Consider the following 22,231-nt stretch of genomic DNA (forward strand, 5'->3'; position numbering starts at 1 on the left):
GAGGCGCGCGGGTGCACCCTGCGGTGCGCTGCGCCGCACGGGTGACTTCCCGCCCGTGACCGCCGTGTCGCCCTGTGTTGCTGAACCCTTTCCTCTTCAGTGGCCGCATACATCAGACAAGCACCAAATACCGCCAAAAGTGATCGTAACGCCCGCGGCTTCCCGGAGGTAGCACAGATGTCCCAGCACGGTGTCGGCCCGCGTGCGGTCACGCGCTCGGTCGCCTTCCTCACCGCGGGCGTGCTCGCGGTTCCCGCGCTCGCCGGATGCGGCTCCGAGGACCCCGCGGGCAAGCCGCTCGCCGCGCCGGACATCCAGCCCGCGGGCCGCGACCGGATCGCCGACGGCGGCACCCTGCGCTGGGCCGTGGACTCCGTGCCCGACACCCTGAACACCTTCCAGTCGGACGCCGACGCCACCACCACCCGCGTCGCCCAGGCCGTCCTGCCGTCGATGTTCCGGATGAACGCCAGTGGCCGTCCCGAGCGCAACCCCGCCTACCTGGAGTCCGCCGAGGTCGTCGAGACCGAGCCCAAGCAGGTCGTCCTGTACAAGCTGAACCAGCAGGCCGTCTGGAGCGACGGCCGGGAGATCGGCGCCGCCGACTTCGCCGCCCAGTGGCGCGCCCTGTCCGGCAAGGACACCGCCTACTGGACCGCTCGCAACGCCGGCTACGACCGCATCCAGAAGATCGAGCGCGGGGACAGCGCCCTGGAGGTCAAGGTCACCTTCAGCCGCCCCTACGCCGACTGGCGCTCGCTGTTCTCGCCGCTGTACCCGAAGGACGTCATGGGCACCCCGGACTCCTTCAACGACGGGGCACGCAAGAAGCTCAAAGTCACCGCCGGTCCCTTCTCGGTGAAGGAGGTCGACGGCGAGGACGACGAGATCACCCTCGCCCGCAACCCGCGCTGGTGGGGCAAGCCGGCCAAGCTCTCCGAGATCGTGCTGCGCACCGTGCCGCGCGACAAGCGGGCCGCCGAGCTGGCCGCCGGCACCCTCGACGTGGCCGAGATCGACCCCTCCGCGGCCCGCCGCATCACCGTCGCCGCCCGGCCCCGCAGCTCCAGCAGCCCGCTGATGGGCCCCGGCGCCGACCGGTCGGCCGCGGACGCCCTGCGCTCGTGGGCCGTCGCCAACGGCACCGACGAGGACGCAGCCGACGAGGAGACCGTCGCCCGCAAGAAGCTGCGCAAGGCGGTCACCAAGTACACCCGGCAGCAGCAGGCCCTGCGCGGCTTCGAGGTGCGCAAGTCCCTGGAACCCGCCTACACCCAGCTCGCCCTGAACGGCGCCGAGGGCCCGCTCGCCGACGAGCGCGTCCGCAGGGCCGTCGCCCGCGCCCTCGACCGCGAGGAACTGGCCGAGGCCGTCCTGAAGCCCCTGGGGCTGCCGGCCGTCCCGGTCGGCAGCCACCTGGCCCTCTCCGGCCAGGCCGCCTACGCCGACAACAGCGGCGCCCTCGGCGGCCAGGACACCAAGGAGGCCCAGGCCCTGCTCGCGGACGCCGGGTGGGTGCGCGGCGGCCCCGTCAAGGAGCAGGAGAAGAAGAAGGGGGAGAAGGCGGCCGGAGCCGAGGGCGAGAAGGCCGGCTCCTCCGAGGACAGGCAGGACGACGACGGCACGTACGTCGTCGGCGAGGACAACAAGGCGCACGGCCGGCAGGACCCCGCCGACCACCTCGCCCAGGACGGCAAGCAGTACAAGCAGCCGGCCCAGGGCGGCGCCCCCGGCGCGTACGCCCCCAAGGGCACCGCCGCCCCGGCGAACCGCGAGGCCGCCCAGCTCGCCAAGAACGGCAAGGCCCTCACGCTCCGCTTCGTCCTCCCCTCAGGGCCCGGCTCCCAGACACTGCGCACGGTCGCCGACCGCATCTCCCGCATGCTGGAGCGCGTCGGCATCGGCACGGACATCTCCAAGGTCTCCGACGAGTCCTACTTCAAGGACCACATCGCGTCCGGCCAGTACGACCTCGCCCTCTACTCCTGGCCCGCCACCGCCTTCCCCGCCACCGACGCCCGTCCCGTCTACGCCAAGCCCGTCCCGGCCGCCGACGGCTCCCTGAACGTCGAGCAGAACTACACCCGCGTCGGCACCGACCAGGTCGACCAGCTCTTCGACGAGGCCGTGTCCACCCTCGACGAGGGCGAGTCCCGCTCCCTCATCCGCAAGGCCGACTCCCGCATCTGGGCCGCGGCCGGCTCCATCCCCCTCTTCCAGCGTCCCCAGCTCATCGCGGCCCGCAAGAACCTCGTGAACACCGGCGCCTTCGGCTTCGGCACCCCGGTCTACGAGGACATGGGCTTCCTGAAGAAGGGCGCGAAGCCGGCGGCGGGACCGTCGGCGAAGGGATCAGCCGCCCGGTAGCTCTGGGAACGCTCAAACGTCTTGCCGTCCCCGCACGGCGTCCGCACCATGAGATCAGCAGTGATCATGGTGCGGACGCCGGGCGTCCGTGCACGGGGGACGGGGGCCGGCGGATGCGCGGCACGGTATGGCGGGTCTGTGCGGCCGGATTGGCCGTCGGGGCGTTGGTGACCGGACTGACGGCATGCACGGGGGAGGCGAAAGGTGACGCAGCGGCACGTGAGACCGGCCGGGCCGTCAGGCAGGCCTGCGCGGAGGGCACCTTCACCTGGTCCCGGGTCACGGAGCGGGACCGGCTGACCGGCGTCTCCGCCCTGGAGCGGCTGGGCAAGGGCGGCGGCAGGCTGCACAACCCGATGCGGCGGGTGTACACCCCCAGACCCTCGGTGCACGCCGACGGACCGGCTCCGTCCGCCGCCGAGATCCTCTTCTCGTTCGGCAAGAAGACGGGCGAGATCGACTCCGACGCGCGCACCCTGGCGGAGGCCGGCGGAGACACCTGGGCGTTCACCGACGTCCGGCTCCCGGCACCGGAACTCGACGACGGCCGCGTCGTCCCCCGCGCGGCGGGTGAGTTCGTCCAGTACGCCGGTGTGAGGGAGGTGTCGGCGGACTTCCGCTACACCTGCCCGGACGGCAGGACGGTCTCCGGCCACGCCCGGAACTGGACGGTCGACATCGGCGGCCTGATGGACTGCGAGGAGAAGGCCGACTCGCCCCTGGCCCGCGAGGCCGCCCGGCACTCCTGCGAACCGGCGGCCCCCGGAAAGCCCGGGCACTGACGTGAAGGACCTCGAAACAGGCTCTGACCTGCGCTGACGTGGGCTGGCTAACCCCAGCGGCAGCAGACCCGTACCATGGGGTGAGGCCGTGGCATGTTGAGCTCGGCAGGGCCCGCGCACCACCGATGCACGCGCAGGGCATTCCTCACACTCCGGGAGTACGCCTTCTTATGGCCACGCGCCACGACATCCGCAACGTCGCCATCGTCGCTCACGTCGACCACGGCAAGACCACCATCGTCGACGGCATGCTGAAGCAGGCCGGCGCCTTCGCCGCGCACCAGCTCGAAGGCGTCGACGACCGCATGATGGATTCGAACGACCTGGAGCGTGAGAAGGGCATCACGATCCTGGCCAAGAACACGGCGGTGAAGTACCACCCGAAGGACGGGGGGGAGGTCATCACCATCAACATCATCGACACCCCCGGCCACGCCGACTTCGGCGGCGAGGTCGAGCGCGGTCTGTCGATGGTCGACGGCGTCGTCCTGCTCGTGGACGCCTCCGAGGGCCCGCTCCCGCAGACCCGCTTCGTGCTGCGCAAGGCGCTCCAGAAGCGGCTGCCCGTCATCCTGTGCATCAACAAGACGGACCGCCCTGACTCCCGGATCGACGAGGTCGTCAACGAGACCTACGACCTCTTCCTCGACCTGGACGCCGACGAGGAGCAGATCGAGTTCCCGATCGTCTACGCCTGCGGCCGCGACGGCATCGCCTCGCTGACCAAGCCGGACGACGGCACGGTCCCGGCCGACTCCACCAGCCTGGAGCCGTTCTTCTCCACGATCCTGGAGCACATCCCGGCCCCGACTTACGACGAGGCCGCCCCGCTCCAGGCGCACGTCACCAACCTGGACGCCGACAACTTCCTCGGCCGTATCGCCCTGCTCCGCGTCGAGCAGGGCGAGCTGCGCAAGGGCCAGACGGTCGCGTGGATCAAGCGCGACGGCTCCGTCAGCAACGTCCGCATCAGTGAGCTGATGATGACCGAGGCGCTGACCCGCAAGCCGGCGGAGCTGGCCGGCCCCGGTGACATCTGCGCCGTCGCCGGTATCCCGGACATCATGATCGGCGAGACCCTGGCCGACCCGGAGAACCCGGTCGCGCTGCCGCTGATCACGGTCGACGAGCCCGCGATCTCCATGGTCATCGGCACCAACACCTCCCCGCTGGTCGGCCGTGGCGCCACCGGCAAGGGCGCCGACAACAAGGCGGCCGTCAAGGACCGCAAGGTCACCGCCCGTCAGGTCAAGGACCGCCTCGACCGCGAGCTGATCGGTAACGTCAGCCTCCGGGTGCTGGACACCGAGCGGCCGGACGCCTGGGAGGTGCAGGGCCGCGGCGAGCTGGCGCTGGCCATCCTCGTCGAGACCATGCGCCGCGAGGGCTTCGAGCTGACCATCGGCAAGCCGCAGGTCGTCACCAAGGAGGTCGACGGCAAGGTCTACGAGCCCGTCGAGCGCATGACGATCGACGTGCCTGAGGAGCACATGGGTGCCGTCACGCAGCTCATGGGCGTCCGCAAGGGCCGTATGGACAACATGTCGAACCACGGCTCCGGCTGGGTCCGCATGGAGTTCGTCGTGCCCTCACGCGGCCTCATCGGCTTCCGGACCGAGTTCCTGACGCAGACCCGCGGCACGGGCATCGGCCACTCCATCCACGAGGGCTTCGAGCCCTGGTTCGGCACCCTCCAGACCCGCAACAACGGCTCCCTGGTCGCCGACCGCGCCGGTGCGGTCACCGCCTTCGCGATGACCAACCTCCAGGAGCGCGGCGTTCTCTTCGTGGAGCCGGGCACCGAGGTGTACGAGGGCATGATCGTCGGCGAGAACTCCCGCGCCGACGACATGGACGTCAACATCACCAAGGAGAAGAAGCTCACCAACATGCGGTCGTCCACGGCCGATGTGACCGAGTCGATCGTCCCGCCGCGCAAGCTGTCGCTGGAGCAGTCCCTGGAGTTCTGCCGCGACGACGAGTGCGTCGAGGTCACCCCGGAGGCCGTGCGCATCCGCAAGGTGAACCTGGACGCCCGCGAGCGCGCCCGCGCCGCGAGCCGCGCCAAGCACGGCTGACGCCTGCCGTACGACGACGCCGGGCACCCCGCCTCGCGGGGTGCCCGGCGTCGTCGTAAAGCGGAGGGAACGAGAAGGAAAGGGTTAGGGAAAACCCTCGATTTGCCGGGGAGAGCCGTCCGGAGCACCTCGTGCGCACTACCCTGCTGCGGAAGTGCCGCGCCCTGCCCGCGCACCGGTCCGTACAACGGCCCTGCGGCAGAGGCTTCTTGAGCGCGTGACAGCCCTCGATGGCACCCTGCACGGCGGCCACGGCAGGCGCAAGCGGTTTATCTCACTCTCGCGTCCGGAATACGGACACCCGCCACCGATAGATGTGTAACAAGTCCGTTTCGCAGGGATCTTTCACCAAACCCTTTGTCCGGATTTTGGAAGATGTATACGCGAGCTGTGATCGAACCGAGACCTCGAGGGTGTGGTTCGGTCCCAGTGTTTGGCCGATAGTTAGGCGCGTAGAGCTCGGATGAACGGGTCACTCGCCGACGGGGCGCCGACCCTCACGAGCGCGGGGGCACCTGACGATTTCCGCTACCGGACGACGGGCGGTGGCGGTGATCTGTCCTGTGCTCCCTTCGCGGTGAACCAATGACTTCATAGGAGGAACCCATGCGCGGTGCCAAGAGCGCCAAGTGGGTCGCGGGGGCGATAGTTGTCGCTCTGGCCGCCACCGCCTGCGGCGGCGACAGTGACGGTGAGGGCAAGAGCAAGGGTTCCGGCCCTGCGGGGTACGTCTCGATCGACGTCGGTGAGCCGCAGAAGCCGCTGATCCCGGCTGACACCAACGAGACCAACGGCTCGTACGTCATCCAGTCCCTCTTCACCCAGCTGCTGGACTTCGACGCCAAGGGTGAGATCGTCTACACGAACGCCGAGTCGGTCACGTCCGACGACTCGAAGACGTGGACGGTCAAGCTCAAGAAGGGCTGGAAGTTCCACAACGGCGAAGAAGTCACCTCCAAGTCGTACATCGACGCTTGGAACTGGTACGCCAACATCAAGAACAACCAGCAGAACTCCTTCTGGTTCCAGGACATCAAGGGCTACGACGACGTCCACCCGGAAAAGGGTGACCCGAAGTCCGACAAGATGTCCGGTCTGAAGGCCGTGGACGACCACACCTTCACGATCGAGCTGAAGTACACGATGCCGTACTTCAACTACAAGCTCGGCTACGCCACGTGGGCCCCGCTGCCCAAGGTCTTCTACGACGACCCGAAGGCCTTCGGCCAGAAGCCGGTCGGCAACGGTCCCTACAAGTTCGAGAAGTGGGACCACAAGAAGCTCATCCAGGTCAAGGCCTGGGACGAGTACCAGGGCCCGAACAAGGCGAAGAACAAGGGCGTCCAGTTCAAGAACTACACGACGGTCGAGGCCGCCTACAAGGACGTCGTCTCCGGCAACCTGGACATGATCCGCCAGGTCGGCCCGACGGACCTGCCGAAGTACAAGCAGGACCTGGGCGACGGTGCCATCGAGCAGCCGTACGCGGCCATCCAGTCGCTGACCCCGGCGTTCTACTCCAAGACCTTCAAGGACATCGACCCGAAGGTCCTCCAGGGTCTGTCGATGGCGATCGACCGTGACACGATCACCAAGACGGTTCTGAACAACACCCGCACGCCGGCCAAGGGCTTCACGCCGCCTGGCGTCAAGGGCTACCAGGACCTGGACACCGACGTGTTCACGTACAACCCGGCGAAGGCCAAGAAGCTCGTCCAGGAGGGCGGCGGGGTTCCGGGCAACAAGTTCACCATCCAGTACAACGCCGACGGTGGACACAAGGAGTGGGTGACCGCGGTCTGCGAGTCCATCCGCAAGGCCACCGGCGTCGACTGCGTCGGCGACCCCAAGCCGGACTTCCCCACGGACCTGGAAGCCCGTGACAACGACCAGGTGAAGGGCATGTACCGCGGTGGCTGGGTCGCCGACTACCCGGTCAACGCCAACTTCATGAAGGAGCTCTTCCACACCACCGCCGAGGCCAACAACGGTCGCTTCTCCAACAAGGAGATCGACGGGCTGATGAACAAGGCGGACAACGCCAAGTCCCTCGACGCGTCGGTGAAGGCCTTCCAGGAGGTCGAGAAGAAGCTGGTCGAGCACATGCCGGCCATCCCGCTCTGGTACTACCGCATCAACGGCGGCCACGGTAAGAACGTCGACAACGTCAGCGTCGACTTCCACGGTGACCTCGAAGTGTGGGGCGTCACCACCAAGTAAGAGGGCCTTCCGGACCTCTTCCCCCTCGGCCGTAAACCCGCCGCCGCTCAGGTGGCGGTGGGAGGTGCATGGGGGTCGTCTCCTCACCAGGAGGCGGCCCCCGCACCTGCGTTAACCCCTCACGGAGGCACCTATGGGGCGCTATGTCGCACGGCGACTGCTCCAGATGATCCCGGTGTTCATCGGGTCAACCTTGATCATCTTCTGTATGATGTACGCCCTGCCCGGCGATCCCGTCCGGGCGATGATGGGGGATCAGGCGTACGACCCGGCGGTGGTCGCGGGCATCAAGAAGGAACTCGGCCTCGATCAGCCGCTCCTACAGCAGTACGTGAACTACATGACCGGGTTGTTCCAGGGCGACTTCGGCACCCAGATCGCAAGTCAGCGGCCCATCGCGGACATCATCCTCGATGCGTTCCCGGTGACGATCAGGCTGACGCTCTTCGCCTTCACCTTCGTCACGCTCGTGGGTATCGGCCTCGGTGTCGTCGCCGGCCTGCGCCCCGACACGCTGCGGGACCGCGGACTGCTGACGCTGACGCTGTTCCTCGTCTCGATGCCGTCCTTCGTGCTGGGCTTCCTGCTGCAGTACCTGCTCGCGTTCAAGTGGCAGGTCACCACGCCCACCGTGACCGACTCGACGGACTTCGGCCAGCTCGTGCTTCCCGCCACCGTGCTGGCGTCGCTCTCACTCGCTTACGTCGCCCGGTTGACCCGTACGTCGATCGCGGAGAACCTGCGTTCCGACTACATTCGCACCGCTGTGGCCAAGGGGCTGCCGCGCCGCCGGATCATCGGTGTCCACCTGATGCGCAACTCGCTGATTCCCGTGGTCACCTTCCTCGGTATCGAGATCGGCCAGTTGATGACCGGAGCCATCGTGACCGAGGGCATCTTCAACGTGCGGGGTATCGGCCTCGAGATCTACGAGGCGCTCACCCGGCGTGAGGGCGCCACGGTCGTGGGCATCGCCTCGCTGATGGTGCTCATCTACCTCGCCGCCAGCCTGATCGTCGACCTGCTCTACGCGGTCCTGGACCCGAGGATCCGGTATGCCTGACAAGACCGTCGAGAAGAAGGTCGAAGCCCTTCCCGGTGACACCGTGAGCACCGCGGGTGTCGTCGTGACCGACGCGGGCCCCGCTCCCGAGAAGGCGCGCAGCCTCTGGTCCGACGCCTGGCACGACCTGCGGCGCAACCCGCTGTTCGTGATCTCGGGCGTGCTGATCGTGTTCCTGCTGGTGATGGCGGTCTGGCCGGGACTGTTCACCAGTGCCTCCCCGCGCGACGCCGATCTGGCCAAGCACTACCTGGGCAAGCCGAACTGGGGGCACCTCTTCGCTCCGGACTGGCTCGGCTACGACGTCCAGGGCCGTTCGATCTACGCCCGTGTCGTCTACGGCACCCGCGCCTCGATCAGCGTCGGTGTGGGCGTCACCGTCGCCGTCACCATCATCGGCACGGTCATCGGCATGATCGCCGGCTACTTCGGCGGCTGGACCGACACGCTGCTCTCGCGGCTGACCGACATCTTCCTCGGCATCCCGTTCCTGCTCGGCGCCCTGGTGGTGCTGAACTCCTTCGACGACCGCACCGTCCCCGTCGTCATCATGGCCCTCGCCTTCCTCGGCTGGACGCAGATCGCCAGGGTCGCCCGCGGTGCCGTGATCACCATCAAGCAGTCGGACTACGTGGTGGCCGCCAAGGCCCTCGGTGCCTCGACGTCCCGGATCCTGATCCGGCACATCCTGCCCAACGCACTCGCGCCCATCATCGTCGTGGCGACCATCGCGCTCGGCGGCTACATCGCCGCCGAAGCCACCCTGTCCTTCCTGGGCGTGGGTCTCGGTGACACGGCCGTGTCCTGGGGCGGCGACGTGGCGCGAGGCCGTGAGCAGCTCCGTATCGCCCCCCACACCCTGATCATCCCCTCGGTGATGGTCTCGATCACGGTGCTCTCGTTCCTGATGTTCGGCGATGCGGTACGCAACGCCCTCGACCCCAAGCTGCGCTGAGGGAGGCGTACGTGACCATCATCGATGAAATGGCCGAAAGTCCCGCACCGGACGGCTCACAGGACACGGGCCGACCGCTGCTCGAAGTCCGCGACCTGCACGTGGAGTTCCGCACCCGCGACGGGGTCGCCAAGGCCGTCAACGGTGTCAACTACTCCGTCGCCGCGGGCGAGACGCTCGCCGTGCTCGGCGAGTCCGGCTCGGGCAAGTCCGTGACCGCGCAGGCGATCATGGGCATCCTCGACATGCCGCCCGGCCGCATCCCCAAGGGGGAGATCCTCTTCCGCGGCCAGGACATGCTGAAGATGTCCGGCGAAGAGCGCCGGAAGATCCGCGGCAGCAAGATCGCGATGATCTTCCAGGACGCGCTGTCCTCGCTGAACCCGGTGCTCTCCGTGGGCTACCAGCTCGGCGAGATGTTCCGCGTGCACCAGGGCATGTCCAAGAAGGACGCCAAGGCCAAGGCGATCGAGCTGATGGACCGGGTGAAGATCCCGGCCGCCGCGGACCGGGTGAACGACTACCCGCACCAGTTCTCGGGCGGTATGCGACAGCGCATCATGATCGCGATGGCGCTCGCCCTGGAGCCGGACCTGATCATCGCCGACGAGCCCACCACGGCCCTCGACGTGACGGTCCAGGCCCAGGTCATGGACCTGCTCGCGGAGTTGCAGCGCGAGTACAACATGGGTCTCATCCTGATCACCCACGACCTCGGCGTGGTCGCCGACGTCGCGGACAAGATCGCCGTGATGTACGCGGGGCGCATCGTCGAGCGCGCCCCGGTCCACGAGTTGTACAAGCGCCCCGCGCACCCGTACACCAAGGGTCTGCTGGACTCGATCCCGCGCCTGGACCAGAAGGGCCAGGATCTGTACGCGATCAAGGGTCTGCCGCCCAACCTGCTGCGCATCCCGACCGGTTGCGCCTTCAACCCGCGCTGCCCCCAGGCCCAGGACGTCTGCCGTACGGACATCCCGGCCCTGCTCCCGGTCGCCGAGCGGGACGGCACCGAGCTGGCCGGCCGCGGCTCGGCCTGCCACTTCTGGAAGGAGACGATCCATGGCTGAGCTCAGCAAGACCGACGAGCAGCAGGACGCCACGCCGAACGTCTCCGACGTCGAGGTCGTCGACGCAAGCTCCGAGTCGGAAGCGGTCGCCGCGATCGAGGCGCCGGTCGAGCGGGGCGAGCCGATCCTGCAAGTGCGCAACCTGGTCAAACACTTCCCGCTCACCCAGGGCATCCTCTTCAAGCGGCAGGTCGGCGCGGTCAAGGCCGTCGACGGCGTCTCCTTCGACCTGTACCAGGGCGAGACGCTGGGCATCGTGGGCGAGTCGGGCTGCGGCAAGTCCACCGTCGCCAAGCTCCTGATGACCCTGGAGCGGGCGACGGCCGGCGAGGTCTTTTACAAGGGCCAGGACATCACCAGGCTGTCCGGGCGGGCGCTGAAGGCGGTCCGCCGCAACATCCAGATGGTGTTCCAGGACCCGTACACCTCGCTCAACCCCCGTATGACGGTGGGCGACATCATCGGGGAGCCCTTCGACATCCACCCCGAGGTGGCCCCGAAGGGCGACCGGCGCCGTAAGGTGCAGGAGCTCCTGGACGTCGTCGGCCTCAACCCGGAGTACATCAACCGCTATCCGCACCAGTTCTCCGGCGGTCAGCGCCAGCGCATCGGCATCGCCCGCGGCCTGGCCCTGAACCCCGAGATCATCATCTGCGACGAGCCGGTGTCGGCCCTGGACGTGTCCGTCCAGGCCCAGGTCATCAACCTGATGGAGCGCTTGCAGGACGAGTTCAACCTCTCCTACGTCTTCATCGCCCACGACCTGTCGATCGTCCGGCACATCTCGGACCGGGTCGGTGTGATGTACCTCGGCAAGATGGCCGAGATCGGCACCGACGAGCAGATCTACGAGCACCCGACGCACCCGTACACCCAGGCGCTGCTGTCGGCGGTCCCGGTCCCCGACCCGGAGGCCCGCGCCCACCGCGAGCGGATCATCCTCACCGGCGACGTCCCGTCCCCGGCCAACCCGCCCTCGGGCTGCCGCTTCCGCACCCGCTGCTGGAAGGCGCAGGACAAGTGCGCCGAGGAGATCCCGCTGCTGGCGGTCCCGGAGCGCTTCAAGGGCGAGGACACCCCGGCGGCCCACGAGTCGGCCTGCCACTTCGCCGAGGAGAAGGACGTCATCCACGCGGCCTGACGGACCGTACGGCATCCCTGCCGGTTCCCGGCCCTTCTTGTCGAAGGCGCCGGGAACCGGTGTTCGAGGATCTACCGGCTCCTGGGCCGTCGCGGCTACGACTCCGGTGGCCGCCGAAGTACGTACAAACCCCCGCGAACCGCGTTAACACGCAGGCAACTTCGCCGACCCGGTCCCGATATACGGACGCGTCAGGCTGAACAGCGTACGGCCGTGCGGGTGCCGTAAACGGGCCGGGGCGCGCCATGTCGCCCCGGCCCGTTGCATGTTCAGGCGCCGGTGATCCCCAGGGACCGCTTCAGGAAGTCGACCTGGAGCAGCAGCAGGTTCTCCGCGACCTGCTCCTGCGGGGTGATGTGGGTGACCCCGGACAGCGGCAGCACCTCGTGCGGGCGGCCGGCGGCCAGGAGGGCCGAGGACAGGCGCAGGGCGTGGGCGACGACCACGTTGTCGTCGGCGAGGCCATGCACGATCATCAGCGGGCGGTGCGGCTCGGCGGGGGAGGACAGGCCGTCCGCGGTGACGAGGGAGCTCTCCGCGTACGTGTCCGGGTGCTCGGCCGGGTTCCCCAGGTAGCGCTCCGTGTAGTGCGTGTCGTACAGGCGCCAGTCCGTCACCGGCGCGCCCGCGATCCCCGCGTGGAAGACGTCCGGCCGGCGCAGCACCGCGAGCCCGGCCAGCCAGCCGCCGAAGGACCAGCCGCGGATCGCCACCCGCGACAGATCCAGCGGAAACCTCTTCGCGAGGTCCTCCAGGGCCTCCACCTGGTCGTCCAGCGACAGCGTGAAGTCGTGGTGGATCCCCTTCTCCCAGGCGGGGGAGCGGCCCGGGGTGCCCCGGCCGTCCGCGACGACCACCGCGAATCCCTGGTCCGCGAACCACTGCGAGGTGAGATGCGGGTTGTGGGCCGCGAAGACCCGCTGCCCGTGCGGACCGCCGTACGGGTCCATGAGCACCGGAAGGGGGGTGTCACCGGCGTAGTCCCGAGGCATAAGCACGGCGCACGGGATGCGGCGTGCGCCCCCCTCGGTGAGCGTCACGCGGGGGGACATACCAGGATCTTCAGCGTAGGAGGGGACAACAGCCGTCGGTTTCCCGTCGCGCAGTACCCGCACCCGCGTACCTGGCCGGTCCAGCGTCGCCGAGACCAGAACCGTCACGTCCCCGGCCCGTGCCGCCGAGTGCACGCCCGGCTCCTGCGACAGTCGCTCCACGCCCAGCTCGTTCACCCGGTACACATGCACCTGGCCCGTCTCCGCCTCGGCGGCCTCCTCGCCCGCCGACGCGGAGACCAGCACGTCGTCGTCGGAGACGTCCAGCACGGCCCGCACGTGCAACTGCGCTCCCGTGAGCGGCCGGTCCCCGACCGCCAGCACCCGGGCACCCCCCTCGTCCGCGATCCGCACGAGCTGCCCGGCCGGACTCCAGCACGGCACCCCGGGGAAAAGATCAAGCCATGTTCGATCTTCATCGGCGTGCACCATCCGGGTCGCGCCCGACTCCGGGTCCACCGCGAGAATCAGCTGGCTGCGCTGGTCGCGCGCCTGTACGAGCAGCAGCGGCGCGCCCGCCGCTGACCAGTGCACACGCGCCAGATACGGGTACCGCGTCCGGTCCCAGGCGACCTCCGTGCGCGCGCCGTCCAGGCCGATCACGAACAGCCGTACGTCCGCGTTGCCGGTGCCCGCCGCCGGATACGCCACCCGCTGCGGCTCGCGTTCCGGACGGGCCGGGTCGGAGATCCACCACCGGTCCACCGGCGTGTCGTCCGCGCGCGCCACGAGCAGCCGGTCCGACTCCGGGGCCCACCAGAAGCCGCGCGACCGCCCCATCTCCTCGGCCGCGATGAACTCGGCCAGTCCATATGAGACATTCTCCGACTCCGGCTCGGCGAGCGCCCGGTCGTCCTCCCCCTCCGCGCCCACGACCCGCAGTGCACCCTGCGCGACGTAGGCGACATACCGCCCGTCGGGCGACGGACGCGGGTCGATCACCGGCCCGGGCGTGGTCAGTCCACGCGCCGTCCCGGCTCGCAGCTCGGCCGTGAAAAGCCGCCCTGACAAGGCGAAAGAGGCCAACTCGACCGCCGTGTCGGTGGCGTACCCGACGATGCCGGCGCCGCCCTCCCGGCTGCGTTCACGCCGAGCGCGTTCCTCGGGCGAGAGGTCCTCCGAGGCGCCGCCCAGCAGGGCGCGCGGGTCGGCGGCCACGCGCTCCCCGCCCTCCTCCGTGTCGAGGACCCACAGCGAATTCGCCCGGTCGGTACCGGAACCGGAGCGCAGGAACACGACACGCGAACCGTCGGGCGCCACGGTGAACGAACGCGGCGCGCCGAGCGTGAAGCGCTGGGTACGGGCGTGCCGTCGGGGGAAGGAGTCAGGCTCGGTCGTCATGCCCTGACCATATTGGCCATGCGCCCCCTTGTGCGGCCGTGCGCCGATCGATGCGCACGGACGGATAGTTATGATCAATGTCGCATAGTGGGTATGAACCTGCTGGCTGCTGTACGGATTTGATGCCCCCATAGTCCGACCCCCCCCGCGCCCTCGTGGATCTTTGGAGGTGAGCCGCCGTGGCACTCTCGATTTCGGCGGTGGTGCTGCTGGCGATCATCGTCTTCCTGCTCATCAAGAAGTCAGGGCTGAAAGCCGGGCATGCGATCGTGTGCATGCTGCTCGGCTTCTACCTCGCCTCCTCGACCGTGGCTCCCACGATCAGCGAGCTGACGACCAACATCGCGGGCATGATCGGCAGCATCAAGTTCTGACCGTCGGACCTCGTAGTCTGGGTCCATGACGGAACTGCCCGACCGGCGTCTGCTGCTGGTGCACGCGCACCCGGACGACGAGTCGATCAACAACGGCGCGACCATGGCCAGGTACGCGGCCGAGGGTGCGCACGTCACCCTGGTCACCTGCACCCTCGGCGAACGCGGCGAGGTCATCCCGCCCGAGCTCGCGCACCTGACCGGCCCCGCCCTGGGCCAGCACCGCCGCCGGGAGCTCACCGCCGCAATGGCGGAGCTCGGCGTCCAGGACTTCCGCCTGCTCGGCGGCGCCGGGCGCTACAGCGACTCCGGGATGATGGGCCTGCCCGACAACGACGACCCCGCCTGCTTCTGGCAGGCCGACGTCGACGAGGCCGCCGCACACCTCGTCGAGGTGATCCGCGAGGTACGCCCCCAGGTCCTCGTCACCTACGACGACAACGGCGGCTACGGCCACCCCGACCACATCCAGGCCCACCGTGTCGCCATGCGGGCCGCCGAGCTGTCCGCCGAGGCCGGCCGGCCGATCCCGAAGGTCTACTGGAACCGGGCCCCCCGGTCCGTTGTGGAGCAGTCCTTCGCCCGGCTCCGGGAGGACCTGCCCGGTCTTCCCTTCGCCAAGGCGGCCGACGTCGGCGACGTACCGGGCGTCGTGGCCGACGAGCGGATCACCACGGCCGTCGACGGCACCGCGCACGCCGCCGCCAAGGCCGCCGCGATGCGCGCCCACGCCACCCAGATCACCGTGTCCGGGCAGTACTTCGTCCTCTCCAACGAACTCGCCCAGCCGATCCTCACGACCGAGTACTACGAGCTGGTGCGGGGCGAGCGGGGCTCCGGCGAGTGGGAGACGGACCTGTTCGCCGGCGTCGAGGAGGTCTCATGAGTGACCGGAGTCCCATGCTCGCCCAGCCGATGCGGCCGCCCTCCGCCGGACGGATCACCGCCTGCGCCGGGTTCTTCCTGCTCGGGGCCGTGGTAGGCGCGGCCGGCGCGCTGGTGCAGCCCGGGTGGTTCCCGGGCGGACTGCTGCTCGCCCTCGCCGGAGAGGCCGGGCTCGTCCTCGGCGCCGCACGCGTCACCCGCGGCCGGGCCGGGGGCGTCGCGGCGGCCGCCGGCTGGATGCTCGCCGTCGTCCTGCTCACCGCCAGCCGCCCGGAGGGCGACTTCCTCTTCGCGGCGGGCGCCGGCTCCTATCTCTTCCTGCTCGGGGGCATCGGAGTGGCTGTGATCTGCGCCACCCTCGCTCCGAGGCGGCAACCGGACGGGGACCCCGTCCGACTTGGGAAGTGACGTACCACTTCGCCAGGACGCGCCCGTGGGGGTCCGGTGTGAGTTTCCCCAGCGGTCCTGAGATACGGGTGAGAAGTGGCCAGTATGGTGGTGCGCGCCGCCGAGCCGCCCGCGTGAGGTTGTGTCGGGCGGCGGAGCCAACCGGGAGAACCTGCCTTGAGTCGTGAAACTGACACTCCGTCCTCCGGGCCCAACGGGCGCGGCGGAGCCGCCTACCCGTCGGGCACGCCGCCGTACGGGACCCCGACGGTCTCCGACAGCGGTACGGAAGCGGGCCGTTCGGCCACGCGGCCGGAGGAACGCAAGACCGAGACCACGCTGACGACCCGGATCCGGATCAACATCCCCGGGTCACGGCCCATTCCGCCCGTGGTGGTGCGCAAGCCCGTCGCGGACGCGGCGGGCTCCGGCGACACCGGTACCGGGTCGGGCGCCGGCGCGGGCAACGACGCGACGGCTCCGGGCGCCGCCACGCCCAGGGGCACCGGCACCGTCGAGCCTCCCGCCGAGCCCGGCCAGTCCGCCCAGTCCGGCGATGACAAGCCGGCCAGCGACTGGTTCGCGCCCCGCAAGTCCGGCTCGGGCAAGCCCGGTCAGGGGAGCGGCTCCACCAACGGGGCCGGTCTGCCGGGCGGTTCGGGTCCGGCGGCGGGCGGGTCCGGCGCGGGTGGTCCGGGCGCCGGTGGTACCGGCTCGGGCGGCCCCGCCGCGGGCGGCTCCGGTGCCGGGCGGCCGGGAGGCGTGGTCGGTTCCATGAGCAGGCCGGGCGGCTCCCGGTCCGGCGGCACGAACGGTGCGGGGCTCCCCGGCGGCGCGACCGGCGGCCCCGTCGCGCCCGGGCACGGCGGCGGCACCGGCTCCTTCGACGTCACCGAGGCCCTGGCGGCGGGCCCGCTCGGCAACGGTTCGCGTCCCGGCCCGGGCACCGACGGCGGCGAAACGCGCCGCGACGACCTGCCGTACTTCTCGGAGAACGACCGCCTCGGCGGCCAGAGCGGCCAGAGCGGACAGAACGGCCAGGGCGGCTACGGCGGGCAGGGCGGCCAGGGCGCGCCCAGCGGCTTCGGCGACGCGGGCGGCCCCGGCACGCAGGGCCCGGCCGGCCCGACGGGCGGTCCGGTCACCGGGGACGCACCGATGATCCCGCCGACGGGCGGCCCCGGCGGACCGGGCGGCTTCAACGAGCAGGGCGGCCCCGGCGGGCCTGGCGCTTTCGACGAGCCGGGTGGCCCTGGCGGCACCGGCGCCTTCAACGAGCCCGGTGGTCCCGGCGGGCCTGGCGGCTTCAGCGAGCCTGGTCGCTCCGGTGGCCCGGGCGCCTTCAGCGAGCCGGGTGGCCCCGGCGGTCCCGGCGGTTTCAACGAGCCCGGCCGCTCCGGTGGCCCCGGCAGCTTCAACGAGCCCGGTCGCCCCGGCACGCCCGGCGGCCCCGGCGCCTTCAACGAACCCGGTCGGCCGGGCGGCCCCGGCGCACCGGCCGGTCCCGGAGCCATAGGCGGCCCCGCTGGCACGGGCGGACCCGGCGGACCCGCCGGTGCGGCCAACCCCGGACGCCCTGGCGGCCCCCGCGGTACGGGCAAGCCCGGCGCCCCTTCGGGTCCCGGTGGCCCCGGCAGCCCCCTCGGCGGCGCCCCCGGCGCTGCCGCTCCCACCGGCCACGGCGCCGCAGGCCCCGGCCCCGGCGGCGGGATGAGCGACGACACCGCCATCCTCACGCCGCAGAAGCCGGCCCCCGAGCCGCCGGACGGCCAGGGCTACGGCCCCCGGCACGACAACGTCTCCGGACACACCGTCACCAGCGGCATCCCGGTCGTACCGCCCGGCGCGGCCTCGCCGTTCGGCCCGGGCGCGCCCGGCGACGGCCCGGCGCCCCACACGGCCCCGAAGCTGCCCGAGCCGGTCTCCCCGCCCCCGGCGAGCTCCTCGAAGGCGCCGAAGAAGAAGGGGCGCAACAAGCTCGTGCTGCTCGCCGCCGCCGTGGTGGTCGCCGCCGGTGGCGTCTACGGCGCCGGCCTGCTGATGAACCGCACCGACGTGCCCAAGGGCACCACCGTGCTCGGCGTCGACATCGGCGGCACGACCCGTGACGGGGCGGTCAAGAAACTCGACGACGCCTTCGACGACCGCGTGGGCAAGCCGCTGAAGCTGTCGGTGGACGGCAAGACCGTCTCCCTCGACCCGGACAACGCGGGCCTCCAGTTCGACATGGACGCCACGGCCGACTCGGCGGCGAAGAGCGACTACAACCCGGTCTCCGTGATCGGCTCGCTGTTCGGCAACCACCGGGTCGTCAAGCCCGTCATGCCCGTCGACGAGGAGAAGCTGCACGCCTCCCTGGAGGACGCGGCCGGCGGCTCCGGCTCGGCGAGCGACGGCACCATCAAGTTCGAGGGCGGCAAGGCCGTCCCCGTGTACGGCAAGGTGGGCAAGGGCATCGACGTCGCCAAATCGACGACGGCGGTGGAGGAGGCCTACCGCTCCCAGGTGGAGACCGGCACGGCCGGCACGGTGAGCCTCCCGACCACCACCCGGCAGCCGACGGTCTCGAACGCCGAGGTCGACCGGATGCTGAAGGAGTTCGCGCAGCCCGCGATGTCCGACCTCGCCACCGTTCGCACGGACGCGGCGCACAGCATCGACTTCGGCCCCGTGTCCCTGCCGAAGATCCTCGGTTTCAAGGCCGTCGACGGCAAGCTGGTGGACACGTACGACCTCAAGGCGCTCCGGGAGGCGTACGGCACCACCTTCCAGGGCGTGCAGATCGAGGGTGCGAGCGGCAAGCGGGACGTCACGCCGCAGGACGTCGTCAGCGCGCTGCGCAAGGCCCTGCGCGGCAAGACGCCGGCGGAGCGCGTCGGAGTCATCGACATCAAGCCGAGCTGACCTCCGGCCGCCCGGCCGCCCGAAGCCCCTGCCCACGCCGGGCAGGGGCTTTCGGCGCTGTCACCCGAGAGGCATGACAACTGTCATGCGGCACTCCGGACGCCCGGCACTGCCCGCACCGGCACCCCCGAGGTCACCATGACCGCATGACAAAGACAGCCCCGGTGGTCGCGTTCGACCAGGTGAGCAAGGCATACGCCGCCGTCCGGGCGGTGGACGGACTGACCTTGGCCCTGTGCCCGGGCCAGACCGTGGCGCTGCTCGGTCCCAACGGCGCCGGCAAATCCACCACCCTCGACCTGCTCCTCGGCCTCAAGAAGCCCGACAGCGGCACGGTCCGTCTCTTCGGCACCAGCCCCCGGGACGCCATCGTCGCCGGGCGTGTGGGCGCCATGTTGCAGAGCGGCGGGCTGATGGACGAGGTCACGGTCGCCGAACTGGTGCGGCTCGCCTGCGACCTGCACCCGAAGCCGTACCGGCCCTCCGAGGTCCTGTCCCGCGCGGGCATCGAGCAGATCGCCGGGCGCAGGGTCGACAAGCTCTCCGGCGGCCAGGCCCAGCGCGTCCGTTTCGCCCTCGCCACCGCCGGCGACAGCGACCTCATCGTCCTGGACGAGCCCACCACCGGCATGGACGTCACCACCCGCCAGGCCTTCTGGGCCACCATGCGCGAGCAGGCCGACCGGGGCCGTACCGTCCTCTTCGCCACCCACTACCTCGAAGAGGCCGACGCCGTCGCCGACAGAGTCCTGGTCCTGCACCGCGGCCGGCTCCTCGCCGACGGCACGGCCGCCGAGATCAAGGCCAAGGCCGGCGCCCGCCGGGTCTCCTTCGACCTGGCGGGCACCGTCGACGAGGCAGCCCTGCGCGGCCTGCCCTTCCTGACCTCCCTGGCGGTGTCCGGCCGGACCGTCCGCATCCAGTCCACCGACGCCGACGCCACCGTCCACGCCCTCTACGGCCTCGGTTTCTACCCCCGCAACCTCGAAGTCGCCGGGCTCGGTCTGGAGCAGGCCTTCGTCGCGATCACGACCGCCGAGGAGGCGAAGGCGAAGTGAACAGCCTGATCAGGCTCGAACTCACCCGAGCCCTGCGCAACCGCAAGTTCCTGTTCTTCTCCGTGATCTACCCGTCGGTCCTGTTCCTGCTCATCGCGGGCAACGCCGACAGCAGCACGAAGATCCCCGGCACCGGCCTGACCCTCCCGACCTACATGATGGTGTCGATGGCCTCCTTCGGCGCCCTCACCGCCGTCCTCATGGGCAACAGCGAACGCATCGCCAAGGAACGCGAGGGCGGCTGGGTACGGCAGCTGCGCCTGACCACGCTGCCGGGCCGCGGCTACGTCCTCGCCAAGACCGCGAGCGCCGCCGTCGTCAGCCTGCCGTCCATCGTCATCGTCTTCGTCGTCGCGGCGGCCGTGAAGAACGTTCGCCTGGACGCCTGGCAGTGGCTCGCCCTCACCGGCGCGATCTGGGCCGGCAGCCTCGTCTTCGCCGCGCTCGGCGTCGCCCTCGGCTACCTGGCCAGCGGCGACGCGGTCCGTCCGATCACGATGATCACCTACTTCGGCCTGTCGATGCTGGGCGGCCTGTGGATGCCGACGACGACGTTCCCGGACTGGCTCCAGGACATCGCGAAGTGGCTCCCCACGCACGCGTACGCTGCCCTGGGGCAGGCCATCGAGCAGAGCCGCGCCCCGCACGTCCAGGACCTCGTCGTCCTCGTGGTGTCCTTCGCCCTGTTCGCGGGCGGCGCGGCCTGGCTGTACCGGAAGGACACCCTGAAGGCGTGAGCGGCGTCGGGTTCGGCATGGGACAGCGCCCCGTGAACCGCAGGCAGCGGGCGGTGAAGGCGCTGTGGACGGGAATCTGGCTGGTGTACTTGAGCGCACCCGTCACCGACCTGCTGCACGGAGGCCACAGCGCGGGCGTGCGCGTCCTCGGCTGGATCGGCCTGGCCGCCTTCGTCACCTGGTACATGCTGCTGGTCTTCCGCACCGGCCGCGGCGAGCGCAACGCCGTGGTGCTCGGCTCGCTCGGCGTGCTCGCCGCCCAGTCCACGCTCCTCGCCCTCACGCTGGGCCGCGAGTGGCTGGTGCTGTTCGTCTATGTGTCGATCGCGTCCGGGGCGGCCCTGCCCCTGCGCATGGCCCGCTGGACGATCCCGGCCGCGTGCGCGCTGCTGACCGCCGTCGCGCTCGCGACGCACGGCGGCAACTCCTTCCTCGCCGGCCTGCTCATCCCGGCCCTGCTCGGCGGCTTCGCCATGACCGGCGTACGCGAACTCGTACGCACCACCATCGCCCTGCGCGAGGCCCGCGCCACCGTCGCCCAGCTCGCCGCCAACGAGGAACGCCTGCGCCTGGCCCGGGACCTGCACGACCTGCTCGGCCACTCGCTCTCCCTGATCACCCTCAAGAGCGAGCTGGCCGGCCGCATGCTGCCCGACCACCCCGACAAGGCGGCCCGGCAGGTCGCCGACATCGAGCGGGTCAGCCGCCAGGCCCTCGTCGACGTACGCGAGGCCGTCACGGGTTACCGCCGCCCCCGACTGAGCGCCGAACTCGCCGGCGCCGGGGTCGCCCTGACCGCGGCCGGCGTCACCGCCGACCTGCCCGCCGAGCCCGACCTCACCGTTGTTCCCGAGGAGAGCGAGACCGCCCTCGCCTGGGCGCTGCGCGAGGCGGTCACCAACGTCGTACGGCACAGCGGCGCCCGCCGCTGCACCGTGGAGCTCCTGCACCGCCAGACCCTCGACGGCCCGGTGCTCGAACTCACCGTCGAGGACGACGGCTCGGGCGCGGGCGACGGCTACGGCAACGGCCTCACGGGCCTCCACGAGCGCCTCACGACGGCGAGCGGCACCCTGGAGGCGGGCCCGGTCGGGCAGGGCTTCCGCCTGGTCGCCCGCGTGCCCTCGGCCGGCCGGGCGGACGTAGGATCCCCGGCATGAGCCGCCCGATCAAGGTCCTGCTCGCCGAGGACCAGTCGATGGTCCGCGAGGCCCTGGCCGCCCTGCTCGGCCTGGAAGCGGACATCGAGGTCGTCGCCCAGGTGGCCCGCGGCGACGAGGTCCTCGACGCGGCCCGCGCACACGCCGTCGACGTGGCCCTCCTGGACATCGAGATGCCCGGCGCGACGGGCATCGAGGCCGCGGCCCGCCTGCACGAGGAACTCCCGGCGGTGAAGCTGGTCGTCCTCACCACCTTCGGCCGCCCCGGCTACCTCCGCAGCGCCATGGAATCCGGCGCCGACGCCTTCCTGGTCAAGGACGCCCCCGCCGCGCGACTCGCCGAGGCGATCCGCAAGGTCCTCACCGGCGAACGCGTCATCGACCCCACCCTCGCGGCGGCGGCCCTGGCGGAAGGCGCCAACCCCCTCACGGACCGCGAACGGGAAGTCCTCCGGGCAGCGGCGGACGGCTCCACCAACGCGGAACTGGCCACGACCCTGCACCTCTCCCAGGGCACGGTCCGCAACTACCTCTCCACCGCGATCCAGAAACTGGCAGTGAGAAACCGAGCGGAAGCGGTCCGGGCAGCCCACGAAAAAGGCTGGTTGTAGACCGACTTTCCTGGGGGCGCGGGGCTGTGTCGACAGCCACGGCGAG

Annotated in this window: 17 protein-coding genes; 16 read left to right on the forward strand and 1 reads right to left on the reverse strand. The window is 70.5% G+C overall.

Going from position 1 to position 22,231, the window contains the following annotated elements; all coding sequences use genetic code 11:
• The first annotated feature begins 177 nt into the window (after positions 1-177).
• From ABFX81_RS17715 to ABFX81_RS17750, 8 genes are all read left to right on the forward strand, one after another.
• Complete coding sequence (locus ABFX81_RS17715) at positions 178-2,367, forward strand: ABC transporter substrate-binding protein (protein ID WP_086848903.1); 2,190 nt, start codon at positions 178-180, stop codon at positions 2,365-2,367.
• A gap of 113 nt (positions 2,368-2,480) precedes the next feature.
• Positions 2,481-3,149, forward strand: a complete 669-nt coding sequence (locus ABFX81_RS17720) for a hypothetical protein (RefSeq protein ID WP_086848905.1) — start codon at positions 2,481-2,483, stop codon at positions 3,147-3,149.
• A 170-nt stretch (positions 3,150-3,319) separates the two neighbouring features.
• On the forward strand, positions 3,320-5,227 hold the full coding sequence (typA, locus tag ABFX81_RS17725) for a translational GTPase TypA (protein ID WP_086848907.1): 1,908 nt from the start codon (positions 3,320-3,322) through the stop codon (positions 5,225-5,227).
• Positions 5,228-5,833: 606 nt separating this feature from the next.
• Entirely contained in the window at positions 5,834-7,447 is a 1,614-nt protein-coding gene (locus ABFX81_RS17730; RefSeq protein ID WP_086853707.1) for an ABC transporter substrate-binding protein, read from the forward strand.
• 133 nt (positions 7,448-7,580) lie between these two features.
• A complete protein-coding gene (locus ABFX81_RS17735) occupies positions 7,581-8,510 on the forward strand; it encodes an ABC transporter permease subunit (protein ID WP_086853708.1) in 930 nt (309 codons plus the stop codon).
• The gene (locus ABFX81_RS17740; RefSeq protein ID WP_086853710.1) at positions 8,503-9,465 is read left to right on the forward strand and encodes an ABC transporter permease subunit; all 963 of its coding nucleotides are present in this window, start codon (positions 8,503-8,505) and stop codon (positions 9,463-9,465) included. The genes ABFX81_RS17735 and ABFX81_RS17740 overlap by 8 nt, the downstream gene beginning before the upstream one ends.
• 29 nt (positions 9,466-9,494) lie before the next feature.
• Positions 9,495-10,535 (forward strand): oligopeptide/dipeptide ABC transporter ATP-binding protein, encoded by a 1,041-nt coding sequence (locus tag ABFX81_RS17745; protein ID WP_086853725.1) that lies wholly within the window; start codon positions 9,495-9,497, stop codon positions 10,533-10,535.
• Positions 10,528-11,676, forward strand: a complete 1,149-nt coding sequence (locus ABFX81_RS17750; protein WP_086853711.1) for a dipeptide ABC transporter ATP-binding protein — start codon at positions 10,528-10,530, stop codon at positions 11,674-11,676. Before ABFX81_RS17745 ends, ABFX81_RS17750 begins: the two co-directional genes overlap by 8 nt.
• Positions 11,677-11,945: 269 nt before the next feature.
• Here the strand turns inward: ABFX81_RS17750 and ABFX81_RS17755 are convergent, their stop codons facing one another.
• Positions 11,946-14,069, reverse strand: a complete 2,124-nt coding sequence (locus ABFX81_RS17755; protein ID WP_086853713.1) for a prolyl oligopeptidase family serine peptidase — start codon at positions 14,067-14,069, stop codon at positions 11,946-11,948.
• A gap of 179 nt (positions 14,070-14,248) precedes the next feature.
• On the opposite strand from ABFX81_RS17755, the gene ABFX81_RS17760 reads away from it, so the two are divergent.
• The 8 genes from ABFX81_RS17760 (at position 14,249) to ABFX81_RS17795 (ending at position 22,185) form a co-directional block, all read left to right on the forward strand.
• Complete coding sequence (locus tag ABFX81_RS17760; RefSeq protein ID WP_003992731.1) at positions 14,249-14,443, forward strand: hypothetical protein; 195 nt, start codon at positions 14,249-14,251, stop codon at positions 14,441-14,443.
• 25 nt (positions 14,444-14,468) lie between these two features.
• A complete protein-coding gene (mshB, locus tag ABFX81_RS17765) occupies positions 14,469-15,329 on the forward strand; it encodes an N-acetyl-1-D-myo-inositol-2-amino-2-deoxy-alpha-D-glucopyranoside deacetylase (protein ID WP_086853715.1) in 861 nt (286 codons plus the stop codon).
• The gene (locus ABFX81_RS17770; RefSeq protein WP_086853717.1) at positions 15,326-15,736 is read left to right on the forward strand and encodes a DUF6113 family protein; all 411 of its coding nucleotides are present in this window, start codon (positions 15,326-15,328) and stop codon (positions 15,734-15,736) included. The genes mshB and ABFX81_RS17770 overlap by 4 nt, the downstream gene beginning before the upstream one ends.
• 156 nt (positions 15,737-15,892) lie before the next feature.
• Positions 15,893-18,619 (forward strand): peptidoglycan binding domain-containing protein, encoded by a 2,727-nt coding sequence (locus ABFX81_RS17775; protein WP_346138309.1) that lies wholly within the window; start codon positions 15,893-15,895, stop codon positions 18,617-18,619.
• Positions 18,620-18,765: 146 nt separating this feature from the next.
• Positions 18,766-19,677 (forward strand): ATP-binding cassette domain-containing protein, encoded by a 912-nt coding sequence (locus tag ABFX81_RS17780; RefSeq protein WP_086853719.1) that lies wholly within the window; start codon positions 18,766-18,768, stop codon positions 19,675-19,677.
• Positions 19,674-20,414, forward strand: a complete 741-nt coding sequence (locus ABFX81_RS17785; RefSeq protein WP_086853721.1) for an ABC transporter permease — start codon at positions 19,674-19,676, stop codon at positions 20,412-20,414. Before ABFX81_RS17780 ends, ABFX81_RS17785 begins: the two co-directional genes overlap by 4 nt.
• The gene (locus ABFX81_RS17790; protein WP_086853723.1) at positions 20,411-21,574 is read left to right on the forward strand and encodes a histidine kinase; all 1,164 of its coding nucleotides are present in this window, start codon (positions 20,411-20,413) and stop codon (positions 21,572-21,574) included. The genes ABFX81_RS17785 and ABFX81_RS17790 overlap by 4 nt, the downstream gene beginning before the upstream one ends.
• Positions 21,571-22,185, forward strand: coding sequence for a response regulator transcription factor (locus ABFX81_RS17795; RefSeq protein WP_317924946.1), 615 nt, complete (start codon positions 21,571-21,573; stop codon positions 22,183-22,185). Before ABFX81_RS17790 ends, ABFX81_RS17795 begins: the two co-directional genes overlap by 4 nt.
• The last annotated feature ends 46 nt before the right edge of the window (positions 22,186-22,231 follow it).

It is taken from the genome of Streptomyces coeruleofuscus, from assembly GCF_039532725.1.
In the GTDB taxonomy this organism is placed as follows: domain Bacteria; phylum Actinomycetota; class Actinomycetes; order Streptomycetales; family Streptomycetaceae; genus Streptomyces; species Streptomyces coeruleofuscus.